At 60.2% G+C, this 17217-nt stretch carries 14 protein-coding genes; 13 read left to right on the plus strand and 1 reads right to left on the minus strand.

Translation table 11 applies throughout. The annotated features are described in order from the left end of the window. Positions 1–4 precede the first annotated feature (4 nt). From dnaE to ispD, 8 genes are all read left to right on the plus strand, one after another. On the plus strand, positions 5–3526 hold the full coding sequence (dnaE, locus tag KKQ10_RS13935) for a DNA polymerase III subunit alpha (RefSeq protein ID WP_127650702.1): 3522 nt from the start codon (positions 5–7) through the stop codon (positions 3524–3526). Positions 3527–3665: 139 nt separating this feature from the next. Beyond that, positions 3666–4613, plus strand: a complete 948-nt coding sequence (locus KKQ10_RS13940; RefSeq protein ID WP_127650700.1) for an acetyl-CoA carboxylase carboxyltransferase subunit alpha — start codon at positions 3666–3668, stop codon at positions 4611–4613. Positions 4614–4737: 124 nt separating this feature from the next. Next, positions 4738–6066 (plus strand): tRNA lysidine(34) synthetase TilS, encoded by a 1329-nt coding sequence (tilS, locus tag KKQ10_RS13945; RefSeq protein ID WP_215501426.1) that lies wholly within the window; start codon positions 4738–4740, stop codon positions 6064–6066. Positions 6067–6340: 274 nt separating this feature from the next. Next, positions 6341–7972: a CTP synthase gene (gene pyrG / locus KKQ10_RS13950; protein ID WP_103303023.1), complete on the plus strand. Its 1632-nt coding sequence runs from the start codon at positions 6341–6343 to the stop codon at positions 7970–7972. Between the two features lie 4 nt (positions 7973–7976). Next, complete coding sequence (kdsA, locus tag KKQ10_RS13955; protein ID WP_098967470.1) at positions 7977–8822, plus strand: 3-deoxy-8-phosphooctulonate synthase; 846 nt, start codon at positions 7977–7979, stop codon at positions 8820–8822. Positions 8823–8978: 156 nt separating this feature from the next. Beyond that, the gene (eno, locus tag KKQ10_RS13960; RefSeq protein ID WP_003222156.1) at positions 8979–10268 is read left to right on the plus strand and encodes a phosphopyruvate hydratase; all 1290 of its coding nucleotides are present in this window, start codon (positions 8979–8981) and stop codon (positions 10266–10268) included. Between the two features lie 171 nt (positions 10269–10439). Continuing rightward, on the plus strand, positions 10440–10718 hold the full coding sequence (gene ftsB / locus KKQ10_RS13965; protein ID WP_007908838.1) for a cell division protein FtsB: 279 nt from the start codon (positions 10440–10442) through the stop codon (positions 10716–10718). Beyond that, positions 10715–11422, plus strand: a complete 708-nt coding sequence (ispD, locus tag KKQ10_RS13970; protein WP_215501427.1) for a 2-C-methyl-D-erythritol 4-phosphate cytidylyltransferase — start codon at positions 10715–10717, stop codon at positions 11420–11422. Before ftsB ends, ispD begins: the two co-directional genes overlap by 4 nt. Positions 11423–11539: 117 nt before the next feature. Here the strand turns inward: ispD and KKQ10_RS13975 are convergent, their stop codons facing one another. Next, positions 11540–12436, minus strand: coding sequence for a LysR family transcriptional regulator (locus tag KKQ10_RS13975; RefSeq protein ID WP_127650694.1), 897 nt, complete (start codon positions 12434–12436; stop codon positions 11540–11542). A gap of 117 nt (positions 12437–12553) precedes the next feature. On the opposite strand from KKQ10_RS13975, the gene KKQ10_RS13980 reads away from it, so the two are divergent. From KKQ10_RS13980 to surE, 5 genes are all read left to right on the plus strand, one after another. Then, positions 12554–13666, plus strand: coding sequence for an S-(hydroxymethyl)glutathione dehydrogenase/class III alcohol dehydrogenase (locus tag KKQ10_RS13980; RefSeq protein ID WP_008081726.1), 1113 nt, complete (start codon positions 12554–12556; stop codon positions 13664–13666). 90 nt (positions 13667–13756) lie between these two features. Continuing rightward, entirely contained in the window at positions 13757–14617 is an 861-nt protein-coding gene (fghA, locus tag KKQ10_RS13985) for an S-formylglutathione hydrolase (RefSeq protein WP_215501698.1), read from the plus strand. 300 nt (positions 14618–14917) lie between these two features. Then, on the plus strand, positions 14918–15391 hold the full coding sequence (ispF, locus tag KKQ10_RS13990) for a 2-C-methyl-D-erythritol 2,4-cyclodiphosphate synthase (protein ID WP_025110868.1): 474 nt from the start codon (positions 14918–14920) through the stop codon (positions 15389–15391). Next, on the plus strand, positions 15388–16446 hold the full coding sequence (truD, locus tag KKQ10_RS13995) for a tRNA pseudouridine(13) synthase TruD (RefSeq protein WP_127650690.1): 1059 nt from the start codon (positions 15388–15390) through the stop codon (positions 16444–16446). The genes ispF and truD overlap by 4 nt, the downstream gene beginning before the upstream one ends. Beyond that, a complete protein-coding gene (gene surE, locus KKQ10_RS14000) occupies positions 16434–17183 on the plus strand; it encodes a 5'/3'-nucleotidase SurE (protein WP_215501428.1) in 750 nt (249 codons plus the stop codon). Before truD ends, surE begins: the two co-directional genes overlap by 13 nt. Positions 17184–17217 lie beyond the last annotated feature (34 nt).

The following is a 17217-nucleotide window of genomic DNA, read 5'->3' on the forward strand; positions in this document are numbered from 1 at the left end:
CACTATGCCGGCTTCATTCGTTCATCTACGCCTGCACACTGAATACTCCCTGGTCGACGGGCTGGTGCGGATCAAGCCACTGGTCAAGGCGCTGACTGGCATGAACATGCCGGCTGTGGCGGTCACCGACCAGAACAACATGTGTTCCCTGGTCAAATTCTATAAAAACACCATGGGCGCAGGCATCAAGCCGATCTGCGGCGCCGACCTGTGGCTGTCGAACAAGGATCCGGACGCACCGCTGAGCCGGATCAGTCTGTTGGTGATGAACGCCAAGGGCTATCGCAATCTCACCGAGTTGATTTCCCGCGGCTTCATCGAAGGCCAGCGCAACGGCATGGTCATCGTCGAGCGTGAGTGGGTTGCCGAAGCCAACGAAGGCCTGATCATGTTGTCCGCTGCCAAAGAAGGCGAGATCGGCATGGCCATGATCGGCGGCAACCCGGCCGAGGCCGAGGCGCTGGCGCGGGAATGGATGGCAGTGTTCCCGGATCGCTTCTATCTGGAGATCCAGCGCACCAATCGCCCCAACGATGAAGAGCAACTGCACGGCGCAGTGGCCCTGGCCGATAAGCTCGGCGCGCCGCTGGTGGCGACCAACGATGTGCGTTTCATCAAGCAGGAAGACTTTGCCGCCCACGAAACCCGCGTGTGCATCGGTGAGGGCCGCGCCCTCGACGATCCGCGGCGTTCGAAGAATTACAGCGATCAGCAATACCTCAAAAGCGCCGAGGAAATGGCCGAGCTGTTCAGCGACATTCCCGACGCGATCGAAAACACCGTCGAGATTGCCAAGCGCTGCAACATTGAAGTGAAGCTGGGCACGCACTTCCTGCCCAACTTCCCGATTCCCGATGGCATGACCATCGACGAATACTTCCGCAAAGTCTCTTTCGACGGTCTCGAAGAGCGCCTCGCGGTGCTGCTGCCCAAGGACACCACCGAAGACTACGAAGCCAAGCGTCAGGTCTACGTCGACCGGCTGAATTTCGAGCTGGATATCATCATCCAGATGGGCTTCCCCGGTTACTTCCTGATCGTGATGGACTTTATCCAGTGGGCCAAGAACAACGGCGTACCGGTGGGGCCAGGCCGGGGGTCGGGTGCCGGCTCGCTGGTGGCTTACGTGCAGAAGATCACGGACCTGGATCCGCTGGAATACGACCTGCTGTTCGAACGTTTCCTTAACCCGGAACGGGTTTCGATGCCCGACTTCGACGTCGACTTTTGCATGGATGGTCGTGACCGGGTGATCGACTACGTGGCCGAGAAGTACGGTCGCAACGCGGTCAGCCAGATCATCACCTTCGGTTCCATGGCCGCCAAGGCTGTGGTGCGCGACGTGGCGCGGGTGCAGGGCAAGTCCTACGGCCTGGCGGATCGTCTGTCGAAGATGATTCCGTTCGAAGTCGGCATGACCCTGGAAAAAGCCTACGAACAGGAAGAGATCCTGCGTGACTTCATCAAGGTCGATGAAGAAGCGGCAGAAATCTGGGAGATGGCGCGCAAGCTTGAAGGCGTTGTGCGTAACGTCGGTAAACACGCCGGTGGTGTGGTAATCGCCCCGACCAAGCTGACCGACTTCTCGCCGATCTACTGCGACGAGGCCGGTGACGGCCTGGTAACCCAGTTCGACAAGGACGACGTGGAGGCGGCCGGTCTGGTGAAGTTCGACTTCCTCGGCCTGCGGACCCTGACGATCATCGACTGGGCGCTGAAAACCATCAACCGCGACCGCGCCAAGGTTGGCGAAGCGCCGCTGGACATCGCGTTTATCCCGCTCGACGACAAGCCGACGTACAGCCTGCTGCAGAAAGCCGAAACCACAGCGGTGTTCCAGCTTGAATCGCGCGGCATGAAGGAGCTGATCAAAAAGCTCAAGCCCGACTGCCTGGAAGACTTGATCGCACTGGTGGCGCTGTTCCGTCCGGGCCCGCTGCAGTCCGGCATGGTGGACGACTTCATCAACCGTAAGCACGGTCGCGCCGAACTGGCGTACCCGCACTCGGACTACCAGTACGAAGGCCTCAAGCCGGTACTGGCGCCGACATACGGCATCATCCTGTATCAGGAACAGGTGATGCAGATCGCCCAGGTCATGGCCGGTTACACCCTCGGTGGTGCGGACATGCTGCGTCGGGCCATGGGTAAGAAGAAACCCGAGGAAATGGCCAAGCAGCGCGGCGGTTTCATTGAGGGTTGCGCGACCAACAATATCGATGCCGACCTCGCCGGTAACATCTTTGACCTGGTAGAGAAATTCGCCGGTTACGGCTTCAACAAATCCCACTCCGCTGCCTACGGTCTGGTGTCCTATCAGACCGCCTGGCTGAAAGCTCACTACCCGGCGCCGTTCATGGCCGCGGTACTCTCGGCGGATATGCACAACACCGACAAGGTCGTGACCTTGATCGAGGAAGTGCGCACGATGAAGCTGCGCCTCGACGCGCCGGACGTGAACACCTCCGAGTTCAAATTCACGGTGAACGACGACGGCCGCATCGTGTATGGCCTCGGTGCGATCAAAGGCGTCGGCGAAGGCCCGGTGGAAGCAATCACCGAGGCGCGTCAGGAGGGGCCGTTCAAGGACCTGTTCGACTTCTGCGCCCGGGTCGACCTCAAGCGCATCAACAAGCGGACGCTGGACGGCTTGATCCGCAGCGGTGCACTGGATCGCCTCGGCCCGTACTTCCACGACGAGCAAAAGGCTTATCAGGCCAATATCGACCGCAACCGCGCCGTGCTGCTGGCGGCGATGGAAGAGGCGATCAAGGCTGCCGAGCAGACGGCTCGCACTCATGACAGTGGCCACGCCGACCTGTTTGGCGGGTTGTTCGTCGAAGAAGATGCCGACGTTTATGCAAGCCACCGCAAGGCCAAGGAGCTGACCCTCAAGGAACGTCTCAAGGGTGAGAAAGACACTCTGGGCCTGTACCTCACCGGTCACCCGATCGACGAATACGAAGGCGAGATTCGCCGTTTCGCCCGTCAGCGCATCATCGACCTGAAACCGGCTCGCGATACCCAGACGGTCGCCGGGATGATCATTGCCCTGCGGGTAATGAAGAACAAGAAGGGCGACAAGATGGGTTTCATCACCCTCGACGACCGCTCGGGGCGGATCGAGGCGTCGCTGTTTGCCGATGCATTCCACTCCGCGCAGTCGCTGTTGCAGACCGACGCGATGGTGGTGGTCGAAGGCGAAGTCAGCAACGATGACTTCTCCGGCGGCCTGCGCCTGCGGGTCAAGCGGGTGATGAGCATGGAGGATGCGCGCACCAATCTCGCCGAAAGTCTGCGTTTGAAGCTGCAGACTCAGGACTTGAAGGGTGATCAGCTACGCTGGTTGGGCGAGCTGCTCAAGCGTCACCGCGGGGCGTGCCCGATCACCATGGAGTACACCAGCCCCGATGCGAAGACCTTGCTGCAGTTCGGCGAGACCTGGCGAATCGACCCGGCGGATGCCTTGATTCAAGCCCTGCGTGACCAGTTCGGGCGAGACAACGTCTTCCTCCAATACCGTTGACCGGCAGGTGCCATCATTGCACCTGTCCACAACCTGAATTTTTAATCTCGACCTCAGCGCGCCTCTCCCTTAAGGTAGGGCGCGAATAGACAACCGGCCGGCCCAAGCTCACTTGGGACACGACCCAAGACGGACGCCTATGAACCCGAATTTTCTAGATTTCGAACAGCCGATCGCCGACCTGCAAGCCAAGATCGAAGAGTTGCGCTTGGTCGGTAATGACAATTCGCTGAATATCGGCGATGAGATCTCCCGCCTGCAGGACAAGAGCCGCACGCTGACCGAAGACATTTTCGGCAAGCTGACCAGCTGGCAGATCGCTCGCCTGGCGCGTCACCCGAAACGCCCGTACACCCTGGACTACATCGAGCACATCTTCACCGAGTTCGACGAACTGCACGGTGACCGTCACTTCTCCGACGACGCGGCCATTGTTGGCGGCGTGGCACGTCTGGAAGACCAGCCAGTGATGGTGATCGGTCACCAGAAGGGCCGTGAAGTGCGCGAGAAGGTACGCCGCAATTTCGGCATGCCGCGTCCTGAAGGCTACCGCAAGGCCTGCCGTCTGATGGAGATGGCCGAGCGTTTCAAAATGCCGATCCTGACCTTCATCGACACCCCGGGTGCCTACCCGGGCATCGACGCCGAAGAGCGCAACCAGAGCGAAGCGATCGCCTGGAACCTGCGCGTGATGTCGCGCCTGAAAACCCCGATCATCGCCACCGTTATTGGTGAAGGTGGTTCCGGCGGTGCACTGGCCATCGGTGTATGCGACCAGCTGAACATGCTGCAGTATTCGACCTACGCGGTGATCTCGCCGGAAGGTTGCGCTTCGATTCTGTGGAAGACCGCCGAAAAAGCGCCGGACGCTGCTGAAGCGATGGGCATCACCGCTGAGCGCCTGAAAGGCCTGGGCATCGTCGACAAGGTGATCGGTGAGCCATTGGGCGGCGCCCACCGTGATCCGGCCGCTGCCGCTGCCTCGATCCGCGCGGAGCTGAGCTCGCAACTGGCGATGCTGAAGAAGTTCGACAACGAAGCGCTGCTCAAGCGCCGTTATGATCGACTGATGAGCTACGGTCTCTAAGTCGACGGAAGTACCCCTGTAGGAGCTGCCGCAGGCTGCGATCTTTTGATTTTGCTGTATCAAGATCAAAAGATCGCAGCCTGCGGCAGCTCCTACAGGGTTCTTTATGAAGCGAACCATCTCTATGAATTCTTCGAAGAGTGATTTGCCGTCGCGGCTTATGTTGAGCCTTGAGCCTTGGCGCAACGCCGCTCATTGGCGTATCGCTTTCTCCGGCGGTCTCGACTCCACCGTCCTGCTGCATCTGCTTGCCGATCTCGCCCAACACCATTCCCTGCCGGCGCTGAGCGCCATCCATATCCATCACGGCCTCCAGGCGGCGGCTGATGCGTGGCCGCAGCATTGTCAGTCGGTCTGCGATGCGCTGGGCGTTCCTTTGCAGGTCGTTCGGGTGGCGGTGCAGCCCGGCGCCAGCCTTGAACGGGCGGCGCGGGAAGCGCGTTATGCGGCGTTCACCTCGCTGACCGAGGCGGGTGACGTGCTGCTGACCGGGCAGCACCGTGACGATCAGGCCGAAACCCTGCTGTTTCGCCTGATGCGCGGTGCCGGCGTTCGCGGTCTCTCGGCGATGCCGGCGCAGCGACCGTTGGGGCAGGGCACGCTGCTGCGGCCATTGCTCGACGTCACGCGTGCCGAGCTTGAAACGTACGCCCTGGCGCATCAACTGAGCTGGATCGAAGACCCGTCGAATGAAGATCGGCAATTCTCCCGCAACTACCTGCGTCATCAAGTGCTGCCTCGATTGACCGAGCGCTGGCCGCAGGCGCAGGCGAGCATGGCCCGCAGCGCGGCGCATCTACGCGAGGCGCAAGGCTTGCTCGATGAGCTGGCGCAGATCGACCTGGCGCAAGCCGCTACGCCGAGTGAGTTTCACTGGCTGGGCTTGCCGTCGCTGGCATTGGCACCGCTGGCAACATTGTCCGCCGCTCGTCAGCGCAACGCGCTCAGCCATTGGCTCGAACCGCTGACCCGGCTGCCGGACACTGACCATTGGTCGGGTTGGACAAGCCTGTGCGACGCCGCCAACGATGCGTCCCCGGTCTGGCGCCTGGCCGATGGCCAATTGCACCGCAGCGCCGGCCGGATATGGTGGCTGAGTGGCGACTGGCTGCGTGTGCCAGCGGTCAGTGCCGAGTGGCGTGACCCGTCGACAGCGCTACGCTTGCCGAATAACGGGCGTGTCATGTTCAGCGGGCAGACTCCCGTCGGGCCGTTGCAGATTCGCTATCGGCAGGGCGGCGAAGTGATGCATCTGGCGGAGCGCGGCCACCGCGATCTCAAGCGCCTGCTCAATGAGCGCACGGTGCCGGCCTTCGTCCGTGGCAGATTGCCGCTGCTGTTTCGCGGCGAAGAATTGCTCGCGGTGGCGAACCTGCCGGGCCTTGACGGGCATGGGCAGGGCGGCTGGAAATTGCATTGGCAGCCAACAGACGAAGATCAAGGTTTGAGATGAAAGGGGCATTCCGGTAGACTACGCTCCCTTCTTGATACAACTTCTGTGGATTCGCCTGAATTGCAGGAGTTGCCGATTACCAAGCAGTCTTTGCTGGGCGATTCCAAAAAATGTGTAGCGAGCAACGTACCGGTGTTTCATCTGCCGGTCTGTCCCAACGCGGCGGTTTTTTTGAAAGGTGCACTGTGATTAATGCAGGTGATCGGGGGCTTCGGCCTTCCTTCGCTTTCCCCGGCGGCTCGTACCGCTTTAACGCAGACTTCTAGGGTTTTTCATGACGCGCTACATATTCGTCACGGGCGGTGTTGTTTCTTCATTGGGGAAAGGCATTGCCTCGGCTTCATTGGCGGCTATCCTGGAGGCGCGGGGGCTTAAGGTCACCATGCTGAAGCTGGATCCGTACATCAACGTCGATCCAGGCACCATGAGTCCGTTCCAGCACGGTGAAGTGTTCGTCACCCACGACGGCGCCGAGACCGACCTGGACCTGGGCCACTACGAGCGGTTCATCCGCACGACCATGACCCAGAACAACAACTTCACCACCGGCCGTGTCTACGAGCACGTGCTGCGCAAAGAGCGTCGTGGTGACTACCTGGGTGCAACCATCCAGGTGATTCCGCACATCACCGACGAAATCAAGCGCCGCATCATCAAGGGTGCCGGTGACGCTGACGTGGCGATGGTTGAAATCGGTGGCACCGTCGGTGACATCGAATCGCAACCGTTCCTCGAAGCCATCCGCCAGTTGCGTTTCGAAGTCGGCGCCAAGCGCGCGATGCTGATGCACCTGACGCTGGTGCCGTACATCGCCACCGCTGGCGAAACCAAGACCAAACCGACCCAGCACTCCGTCAAGGAACTGCGTTCGATCGGCCTGCAGCCAGACGTGCTGGTGTGCCGTTCCGATCACCCGATCGATGTGTCCTCGCGTCGCAAGATCGCGCAGTTCACCAACGTTGAAGAACGTGCGGTGATCGCGCTGGAAGACGCCGATACCATCTACAAGATCCCGGGCATCCTGCACTCGCAGGGTCTGGATGATTTTGTTGTCGAGCGCTTTGGCCTGCAATGCGGCAGTGCTGACCTGTCCGAGTGGGAAGCGGTGGTTGACGCCAAGCTGAACCCGGAACACGAAGTCACCATCGCGATGGTCGGCAAGTACATGGAGTTGCTGGACGCCTACAAGTCGCTGATCGAAGCGATGAGTCACGCCGGCATCAGCAACCGTACCAAGGTCAACCTGCGCTACATTGATTCCGAAGACATCGAGAACCAGGGCACTGCGCTGCTCGAAGGTGTCGACGCGATTCTGGTACCGGGCGGCTTCGGTCTGCGTGGCGTTGAAGGCAAGATCACTGCCGTTCAGTACGCTCGCGAAAACAAGGTTCCGTACCTGGGCATCTGCCTCGGCATGCAAGTGGCGGTCATCGAGTTCGCCCGTAACGTGATGGGCTGGAAAGACGCCAACTCCACCGAGTTCGATCGCGCCAGCGGCCACCCGGTCGTGGGTCTGATCACCGAGTGGGAAGACGCGACCGGCGCGGTTGAAGTGCGTACCGAAGCGTCCGATCTGGGCGGCACCATGCGCCTGGGCGCTCAGGAATGCCTGCTGGAAGCCGGCTCCAAGGTGCACGATTGCTACGGCAAGGATGTGATTGTCGAGCGTCACCGTCACCGCTACGAAGTGAACAACAACCTGCTGCCACAAATCATCGAAGCCGGCCTGAAAATCTCCGGTCGCTCCGCTGACGCCGCGCTGGTTGAAGTGGTCGAAGCCCCGGATCATCCATGGTTCGTCGCTTGCCAGTTCCACCCTGAGTTCACCTCGACGCCACGTGACGGTCACCCGCTGTTCAGCGGTTTCGTCAAGGCAGCGTTGGCACAACACCAGAAGAAGGCGTAACCCGATGGCACAGAAGATCATCCGCGTTGGCAACATCGAGATCGCCAACGACAAACCCATGGTGCTGTTCGGCGGCATGAACGTGCTGGAAAGCCGCGACATGGCCATGCAGGTTTGCGAAGAGTACGTGAAGGTCACCGAGAAACTCGGTATCCCTTACGTGTTCAAGGCCAGTTTCGACAAGGCCAACCGATCTTCTGTGACCTCCTATCGTGGTCCTGGCCTGGAAGAGGGCATGCGCATCTTCCAGGACATCAAACAAGCCTTCGGTGTGCCGATCATCACCGACGTCCACGAGCCTGACCAGGCCGCGGTCGTCGCTGAAGTCTGCGACATCATCCAGCTGCCGGCCTTCCTGTCGCGCCAGACCGATCTGGTCGTCGCGATGGCCAAGACCAATGCCGTCATCAACATCAAGAAAGCCCAGTTCCTTGCGCCTCAGGAAATGAAACACATCCTGAACAAGTGCGTGGAAGCGGGTAACGATCAACTGATCCTCTGCGAGCGTGGTTCGAGCTTCGGCTACAACAACCTCGTGGTGGACATGCTCGGCTTCGGCATCATGAAGCAGTTCGAGTACCCGGTATTCTTCGACGTGACCCATTCGCTGCAAATGCCTGGCGGTCGTTCCGACTCCGCCGGCGGTCGCCGTGCACAGGTCACCGATCTGGCCAAGGCCGGCATGAGCCAGTCGCTGGCCGGTCTGTTCCTCGAAGCGCACCCGGACCCGGACAACGCCAAATGCGACGGCCCTTGCGCCTTGCGTCTGGACAAACTGGAGCCATTTCTGGCCCAGCTCAAAGCTTTGGACGAACTGGTGAAGAGTTTTCCGACGGTAGAAACCGCGTAAAGCTCATTTCTCCGGTAAAGTACCGCACGATTTGTCGCACATGCCCTCGGGTATGTGCGTTGTCGTCTGCAAGCTGCCCGCTGCACACCACTTGCCGACGGTAAAAAGATTTCCTCTAGCTGCGTCGTTTTCGTCAACTTTGGAGTGTTTACAACAATGGCAAAAATCGTCGACATCAAAGGTCGTGAAGTTCTCGACTCCCGTGGCAATCCCACCGTGGAAGCGGACGTGCTTCTCGACAACGGCATCATCGGCAGCGCTTGCGCGCCGTCCGGTGCATCCACTGGCTCGCGTGAAGCGCTCGAGCTGCGTGATGGCGACAAGAGCCGTTACCTGGGCAAGGGCGTGCTCAAGGCGGTAGCCAACATCAACGGTCCGATCCGCGATCTGCTGCTGGGCACCGACCCAAGCGACCAGAAAGCCCTGGATCACGCGATGATCAAGCTCGACGGTACTGAAAACAAGGCAACCCTGGGCGCCAACGCCATCCTCGCCGTGTCCCTGGCAGCGGCCAAGGCGGCTGCACAGGATCAGGACCTGCCGCTGTACGCACACATCGCCAACCTGAACGGCACTCCGGGTGTGTACTCGATGCCGGTGCCGATGATGAACATCATCAACGGTGGCGAGCACGCCGATAACAACGTCGACATCCAGGAATTCATGGTGCAGCCGGTTGGCGCCAAGACCTTCTCGGAAGGTCTGCGCATGGGCACCGAGATTTTCCATCACCTCAAAGCTGTGCTGAAGGCCCGTGGCCTGAGCACCGCCGTTGGCGACGAAGGCGGTTTCGCGCCGAACCTGGCGTCCAACGAAGACGCGCTGAAAGTGATCTCCGAAGCAGTGGCCAACGCCGGTTACAAACTGGGCACCGACGTGACCCTGGCGCTGGACTGCGCAGCCAGCGAATTCTACGAAGATGGCAAGTACAACCTGTCCGGTGAAGGCCAGGTGTTCACCGCTGAAGGTTTCGCCGACTACCTCAAAGGCCTGACCGAACGTTATCCGATCATCTCGATCGAAGACGGTCTGGACGAGTCCGACTGGGCTGGCTGGAAGATCCTCACCGACAAGATCGGCGAGAAGACCCAACTGGTAGGTGACGACCTGTTCGTGACCAACACCAAGATCCTGAAAGAAGGCATCGATAAAAAGATCGCCAACTCGATCCTGATCAAGTTCAACCAGATCGGCACCCTGACCGAAACCCTGGAAGCCATCCAGATGGCCAAGGCAGCCGGTTACACCGCAGTGATCTCGCACCGCTCGGGCGAAACCGAAGATTCGACCATTGCCGACCTGGCTGTGGGCACCTCGGCTGGCCAGATCAAGACCGGTTCGCTGTGCCGTTCCGACCGTGTTTCCAAGTACAACCAACTGCTGCGTATCGAAGAGCAGTTGAATGGCAAAGCCAAGTACAACGGTCGCAGCGAGTTCCGCGGCTGAGTTGTAAATGGTAAAAAGACACCGGATTGTGTCGGAAAAGTCGTGACAGCGATGGATTTGCCACTAATCTGATGCCTTATATGCACAAGCCTGGATCTTCCAGGCTTCGTGCTATCAGATGTTTCAAAGTTTTGGCGTGGCTGTCTTTTTTCACTGGATACCTGATATTCGATGCGCAGTCCTTACTGGTTGTTTCTCGTTTTGCTCTTGCTGCTGGCCGGTCTGCAGTACCGCCTGTGGGTGGGCAATGGCAGTCTGGCGCAGGTCGCCGAGCTGAATCAGCAGATTGCTGATCAGCACGCCGAGAATGAAGGCCTGCTGGAGCGCAACCGAGTGATGGACGCTGAAGTCAGCGAGCTGAAAAAAGGCATGGAGACCGTTGAAGAACGCGCTCGCCATGAGCTGGGCATGGTCAAGGACGGTGAAACCCTTTACCAGCTGGCCCAATGATCGATTCTCTGCCGGCCTTCTGGGCCGTGATTCCTGCCGCGGGCGTCGGTGCCCGAATGGCCGCGGACCGTCCCAAGCAATACCTGCAACTGGGCGGACGCACAATTCTCGAACACAGCCTCGGCTGTTTTCTGGATCACCCAAGCCTCAAGGGGCTGGTGGTCAGTCTTGCTGTTGACGATCCTTATTGGCCGAACCTGGCGTGCGCCGGTGACTCGCGTATTCAGCGGGTTGAGGGGGGCGCCGAGCGTTCTGCTTCTGTGCTCAACGCCTTGCTGCATCTGCATGCACAAGGTGCCGACGATGAGGATTGGGTGCTGGTGCACGATGCGGCGCGGCCCAACCTGAGTCGCGACGATCTCGACAAGCTGCTGGCCGAGCTGGCGGATGACCCGGTAGGCGGTCTGCTCGCTGTACCGGCGCGCGACACGCTGAAGCGGGTCGACAAGCGCGGTCGCGTGGTCGAAACCGTTGACCGCAGCGTGATCTGGCAGGCCTACACGCCACAGATGTTCCGCCTCGGTGCTTTGCATCGGGCGTTGGCGGACAGTCTGGTGGCCGATGCGCTGATTACCGATGAGGCCTCGGCGATGGAGTGGGCCGGCTTGGCGCCGCGTCTGATCGAAGGGCGGGCGGACAACCTCAAGGTCACCCGGCCGGAAGATCTGGAGTGGTTGCGTCAGCGTTGGGCTAATCGCCGCTGAATTTCTGTGGTGCCTGTTGAATCGCCATCGCGAGCAGGCTCACTCCTACATTTTGAGATGCGTTCCCCTGTAGGAGTGAGCCTGCTCGCGATAGCGCATTTACAGCCAACCCAATACTCATTCCTGATACTCAGGCCGCTCAGCCAACCCTGCCTTCAAGAAATCCACCAGCTTGCGCACCTTCGGCGACAAATGCCGCTGCTGCGGATACAACGCCCACACCGCGGTATTCGGCGGTTGATGCGCCTCGAGCAACGAAATCAGCGCCCCGCTGTGCAAATGCTCAAGCACGTAGTAGTCCGGCAACTGACACAACCCGACCCCTTGCAGCGCCGCGTCCAGCACCGCTTGCCCACTGTTGCAACGCCAGTTTCCCTGCACGCGCTGGGAAAATTCCCGCCCGTTCTGTTCCAGTTGCCACAGATCCGAGCTGCCGATCAGGCAATTGTGCCGACTCAGTTCCGACAAACTGTGTGGGCGACCGTACCGTTCCAGGTAGGACGGTGACGCGCACAGGTACATGCGCCGTGGCGCCAGCCGAGTGGCGACCAGTCGCGAATCCTGTAGCCGACCCAGGCGGATCGCCAGATCCAACCCCTCATGCACCAGATCGAGTTGGCGATTGCTCAGTTCGATGTCGACGCGCAATTGCGGGTATTGCCCCATGAATCGCGTCACCAACGGCACGATGAACCGCTCGCCATAGGCCACGGCGCAGGTCATGCGCAGCATGCCTTTTGGTTCACTGGTCAGGTCGCCGACGGCGCGCAGGGCTTCTTCGCGACCGTCTTGCAGGCGTTGGCAATGCTGCAGAAAGGTCTGTCCGGCCTCGGTCAGGGTGACACGGCGAGTGCTGCGGTAGAGCAGACGTGTCTGCAAACGCTCTTCCAGCCGTACGATTTGTCGACTGATGTGTGAGGAAGAAACTCCAAGGCGTTCTGCCGCAGCGGTGAATTGGCTGCATTCGGCGACGGCGACGAACTCGTCGATGCCTTCCCAGCGGTTTTCGGACATCGGGATTATCCCTGTGTGGCAATAATGTTTTGCTTTTGTCCTGATTATTCATCAGATAGCGCTGTACTACACTGCCGGTCTGGTTTTTTTATTCAATGGATTCACTGGAGAGTCAGCATGATCAAGTCGCGCGCCGCCGTTGCCTTCGAGGCCAAGAAGCCGCTGGAAATCGTAGAAGTCGATGTCGCCATGCCGAAGGCCGGTGAAGTGTTGCTGCGCGTGGTGGCTTCCGGGGTTTGCCACACTGACGCCTACACCCTGTCCGGTGCTGACCCGGAAGGTATCTTCCCGTCGATCCTCGGCCACGAAGGTGGTGCGATCGTTGAGGCCATCGGCGAAGGCGTGACCTCGGTCGCCGTCGGTGATCACGTGATTCCGCTGTACACCCCGGAATGCGGGCAGTGCAAATTCTGTAAGTCGGGCAAGACCAACTTGTGTCAGGCAATTCGCGCCACCCAGGGCAAAGGTCTGATGCCGGACGGTACTTCGCGCTTTTCCTACAAGGGCGAAACGATTTTCCACTACATGGGTACCTCGACCTTCTCCGAGTACACCGTGCTCCCGGAAATCTCCGTGGCGAAAATCTCCAAGGATGCGCCGCTGGAAAAGGTCTGCTTGCTTGGTTGCGGCGTGACCACCGGTATCGGTGCGGTGCTCAACACCGCCAAGGTCAAGCCAGGGGACACCGTGGCGATCTTCGGTCTGGGCGGCATCGGCCTGTCCGCCGTGATCGGCGCGGTGAAAGCCAAGGCTGCGCGGATCATCGCCATTGACATCAACCCGGCCAAGTTCGAAATCGCCAAGCAGTTGGGCGCTACTGACTGCGTCAATCCGAAGGATTTTGATCGGCCGATCCAGGAAGTGATCGTCGACATGACCGACGGCGGCGTTGACTTTTCCTTCGAGTGCATCGGTAACGTGCAACTGATGCGCGCAGCGCTGGAGTGCTGCCACAAGGGCTGGGGCGAATCGGTGATCATCGGCGTGGCCGGTGCCGGTCAGGAAATTTCGACCCGTCCATTCCAGTTGGTGACCGGTCGCGTCTGGCGCGGTTCGGCGTTCGGCGGCGTGCGTGGCCGTACCGAACTGCCAAGCTACGTCGACATGGCCCAGAGCGGCGAAATCCCGCTGGATACGTTCATCACCCACACCATGGGCCTGGAAGACATCAACAAGGCTTTCGACCTGATGCACGAAGGCAAGAGCATCCGTACCGTCATTCATTTCTAAAAGCAGCCTCAAGTTACAAGCTTCAAGCTGCAAGTCAGGCCGCTTTTGCCTTTTCTTGAAGCTCGAAGCTTGCCGCTTGCAGCTGGGAGAATCCCCATGAGTCTGGAAAACATCTCCTGTCAGAAAAGTTTCGGCGGTTGGCACAAGCGCTATCGCCACCGCTCCGAGGTGCTCGGCTGCGACATGGTGTTTGCCGTGTACCTGCCGCCGCAAGCGGAGCAGGGCGGTCAGTTGCCGGTGCTGTACTGGTTGTCGGGGCTGACCTGCACAGACGAAAACTTCATGCAGAAGGCCGGGGCGATGCGCATGGCAGCCGAACTCGGTCTGATTATCGTCGCGCCGGACACCAGTCCGCGTGGCCCGGACGTGCCGGGTGATCCGGATGGCGCCTGGGATTTCGGCCTCGGCGCCGGGTTCTACCTGAATGCCACGCAGGAACCGTGGTCGCGGCACTATCGGATGCATGACTATGTCGTGCAGGAATTGCCTTCACTGGTTGAAGCGCATTTCCCGGCATCGGACAAACGCAGCATCAGCGGCCACTCCATGGGCGGTCACGGTGCGTTGGTCTGCGCGCTGCGCAATCCGGGGCGTTACCAATCGGTGTCGGCGTTTTCGCCGATCAACAACCCGATGGATTGCCCGTGGGGGCAGAAAGCATTCTCCCGCTATCTGGGTGAAGACCGCTCCAAGTGGAAAGAGTGGGATGCCTGTGCGCTGATTGCCGAAGCCGACGAGAAATTGCCGCTGTTGGTGGACCAGGGTGATCGCGATGATTTCCTTGAAAACCAGCTCAAACCCGAAGCCCTGCAACAAGCGGCAAAACAAGCGGGTCATCCGCTGACGCTGCGTCTGCAACCGGGTTATGACCACAGCTATTTCTTCATCGCAAGCTTCATTGACGACCACTTGCAGCATCACGCACGCGCCCTGGGGGGTATTCTCAGTTAGTTTCCACTCCGCGCCGGGTCTGCTGTTTTGCAGGGCAAGGCGCGAGAAGCGTGGTTTGGTTGTTCCAAATAAGCTTCGAGCAACGCAGCCCTGCAAAACAGCAGGCCCGGCCCTTCGGGTTGTGCCTTAAAGCGTGCCATGCTGCGTTGCATGCCTTGGGAAGGGAACAACCATTCCCAGCGGCCTGCGCCTTGCCTGGCACGCTTTAAGGCGACAACGCGGAGGGGAAACTAATTGAGAACACCCCCCGGGTTAATGCAGGTAGAATCACGCCCTGACAAAAATCGGGGCGTTTTTTTTATGCGTATTGGCCACGGCTACGATGTGCACCGTTTCGCTGAAGGCGATTTCATTACTCTGGGCGGCGTGCGCATTGCACACGGCTTCGGGCTGCTCGCTCACTCCGACGGTGACGTCCTGCTGCACGCCTTGAGCGATGCCTTGCTCGGCGCGGCTGCGCTAGGGGATATCGGCAAACACTTTCCGGACACCGACCCGCAATTCAAGGGTGCCGACAGCCGCGTGCTGTTGCGCCATGTGGTCGCGCTGATCCACGCCAAGGGCTGGAAAATCGGCAATGTCGACAACACCATCGTTGCCCAGGCGCCGAAAATGGCCCCGCATATCGAATCGATGCGCGCGTTGATCGCCGCCGATCTTCAAGTTGAGTTGGATCAAGTGAACGTGAAAGCTACCACCACCGAAAAGCTTGGCTTTGTCGGTCGCGAAGAAGGCATCGCCGTGCACTCCGTCGCCTTGTTGCTGCGCGCATGAACGAACTGCAATTGCTCGGCCCGCGAGCCTATGGCGAACCCCTCGGTACCGCAGTACTGAAAGCCATCGCCGAAGATTTTCAGGTCGACGAAGTGCTCGACATCCCGTTCAGCGGCGATGGTGAACACCTGTGGATCTGGGTGGAAAAACGTGGCCTGAACACCGAGGAAGCGGCGCGCCGAATTGCCAAGGCAGCCGGCGTGTCCTTGCGTACCGTCAGCTATGCCGGGCTCAAGGATCGTCAGGCGCTGACCCGCCAGTGGTTCAGCGTGCAACTGCCGGGCAAGGCTGATCCGGACCTGTCGGCGGCGGAGAACGATACGCTGAAGATCCTCAAGACCACGCGCCACAAGCGCAAGCTGCAACGCGGCGCGCATTCGGCCAACGGTTTTACCCTGCGCCTGACCCAGTTCGCCGGCGACAAGGAGGCGATCGAACAGCGTCTGCAGTTGATCGCCAAGCAAGGCATTCCCAATTATTTCGGCGCCCAGCGTTTCGGCCATGACGGCGGCAACGTCGTTGATGCGCGTGCGTGGGCGGCGCGCAAGGCTCTACCGGAGCAGCGCAATGTGCGTTCGCGGCTGCTGTCGACGGCGCGCAGTTTTCTGTTCAATCAGGTCTTGGCGGCGCGGGTTGCCGACGGTACCTGGCAGCAGGCGCAGGTGGGCGATCTGCTGGCGTTCACCGACAGCCGTAGTTTTTTCCCGGCCGGTGAAGCCGAATGCAGCGATCCGCGTCTGGCGATTCTCGATCTGCACCCCACCGGTCCGCAGTGGGGCGAAGGTGACTCACCGGCTGCCGGCGCTGTCCATGATCTGGAGCAGGGGATTGCCGAGCGCGAGGCCGACCTGCGCGATTGGTTGATCAATGCCGGAATGAGCCACGAACGTCGCATCCTGCGGCTGCCCATTGGCGGGTTGTCGTGGCATTATCCCCAGCCTGACATTCTGCAACTGGAATTCGTCCTCCCGGCCGGATGCTTCGCCACCGTATTGGTGCGCGAACTCGTTGATCTGGTGCCGGTGGGGCAGACGGACAGCCCATGCGTATTCTGATTTCTAACGACGATGGGGTAACCGCACCCGGTCTCGCCGCGCTTTATGGTGCGCTGGCGGATTACACCGAATGCGTGGTTATCGCCCCGGAGCAGGACAAAAGCGGCGCCAGCAGTTCGCTGACGCTCGACCGTCCGTTGCACCCGCAATACCTGGCCAACGGTTTCATCAGCCTCAACGGTACACCGACCGACTGCGTGCACCTGGGCCTCAACGGCCTGCTGGAGCGCGAGCCGGACATGGTGGTTTCCGGGATCAACCTCGGCGCCAATCTGGGCGATGATGTGCTGTATTCCGGCACCGTGGCGGCCGCCCTCGAAGGGCGCTTCCTCGAGCGCCCTTCGTTCGCGTTCTCGCTGGTCTCGCGGCAGGTGGATAATCTGGCGACAGCGGCCCATTTCGCGCGCAAACTGGTCGAGGCCCACGCCGGGCTGGACCTGCCGCCGCGCACGGTGCTGAACGTGAACATCCCCAATTTGCCGATCGAACACATTCGCGGTATTCAACTGACCCGCCTGGGCCATCGCGCCCGTGCCGCGGCACCGATGAAAGTGGTCGATCCGCGTGGCAAGGCCGGTTACTGGATCGCCGCTGCCGGCGATGCCGAAGATGGCGGCCCGGGCACTGACTTTCATGCGGTGATGCAAGGTTATGTGTCGATCACGCCATTGCAGCTCGATCGCACCTTCAACGATGCCTTCAGAAGTCTCGACGGCTGGCTGGAGGGACTGCGCTGATGGCTCGTGAACACGAAGACAGAATGCGCAGTGG

The sequence above is a fragment of the Pseudomonas sp. MG-9 genome (assembly GCF_018729515.1).
Taxonomy (GTDB): Bacteria; Pseudomonadota; Gammaproteobacteria; order Pseudomonadales; family Pseudomonadaceae; genus Aquipseudomonas; species Aquipseudomonas serboccidentalis.

What these genes read in the sequence shown, in the direction of transcription:
- dnaE (WP_127650702.1), top strand. Translation starts at nt 5, where the DNA reads ATGCCGGCTTCATTCGTTCATCTACGCCTGCACACTGAATACTCCCTG.
- KKQ10_RS13975 (WP_127650694.1), bottom strand. Translation starts at nt 12,436, where the DNA reads ATGTCCGAAAACCGCTGGGAAGGCATCGACGAGTTCGTCGCCGTCGCC.
- ftsB (WP_007908838.1), top strand. Translation starts at nt 10,440, where the DNA reads ATGCGCAGTCCTTACTGGTTGTTTCTCGTTTTGCTCTTGCTGCTGGCC.
- ispD (WP_215501427.1), top strand. Translation starts at nt 10,715, where the DNA reads ATGATCGATTCTCTGCCGGCCTTCTGGGCCGTGATTCCTGCCGCGGGC.
- ispF (WP_025110868.1), top strand. Translation starts at nt 14,918, where the DNA reads ATGCGTATTGGCCACGGCTACGATGTGCACCGTTTCGCTGAAGGCGAT.
- truD (WP_127650690.1), top strand. Translation starts at nt 15,388, where the DNA reads ATGAACGAACTGCAATTGCTCGGCCCGCGAGCCTATGGCGAACCCCTC.
- pyrG (WP_103303023.1), top strand. Translation starts at nt 6,341, where the DNA reads ATGACGCGCTACATATTCGTCACGGGCGGTGTTGTTTCTTCATTGGGG.
- KKQ10_RS13980 (WP_008081726.1), top strand. Translation starts at nt 12,554, where the DNA reads ATGATCAAGTCGCGCGCCGCCGTTGCCTTCGAGGCCAAGAAGCCGCTG.
- KKQ10_RS13940 (WP_127650700.1), top strand. Translation starts at nt 3,666, where the DNA reads ATGAACCCGAATTTTCTAGATTTCGAACAGCCGATCGCCGACCTGCAA.
- surE (WP_215501428.1), top strand. Translation starts at nt 16,434, where the DNA reads ATGCGTATTCTGATTTCTAACGACGATGGGGTAACCGCACCCGGTCTC.
- eno (WP_003222156.1), top strand. Translation starts at nt 8,979, where the DNA reads ATGGCAAAAATCGTCGACATCAAAGGTCGTGAAGTTCTCGACTCCCGT.
- tilS (WP_215501426.1), top strand. Translation starts at nt 4,738, where the DNA reads ATGAATTCTTCGAAGAGTGATTTGCCGTCGCGGCTTATGTTGAGCCTT.
- kdsA (WP_098967470.1), top strand. Translation starts at nt 7,977, where the DNA reads ATGGCACAGAAGATCATCCGCGTTGGCAACATCGAGATCGCCAACGAC.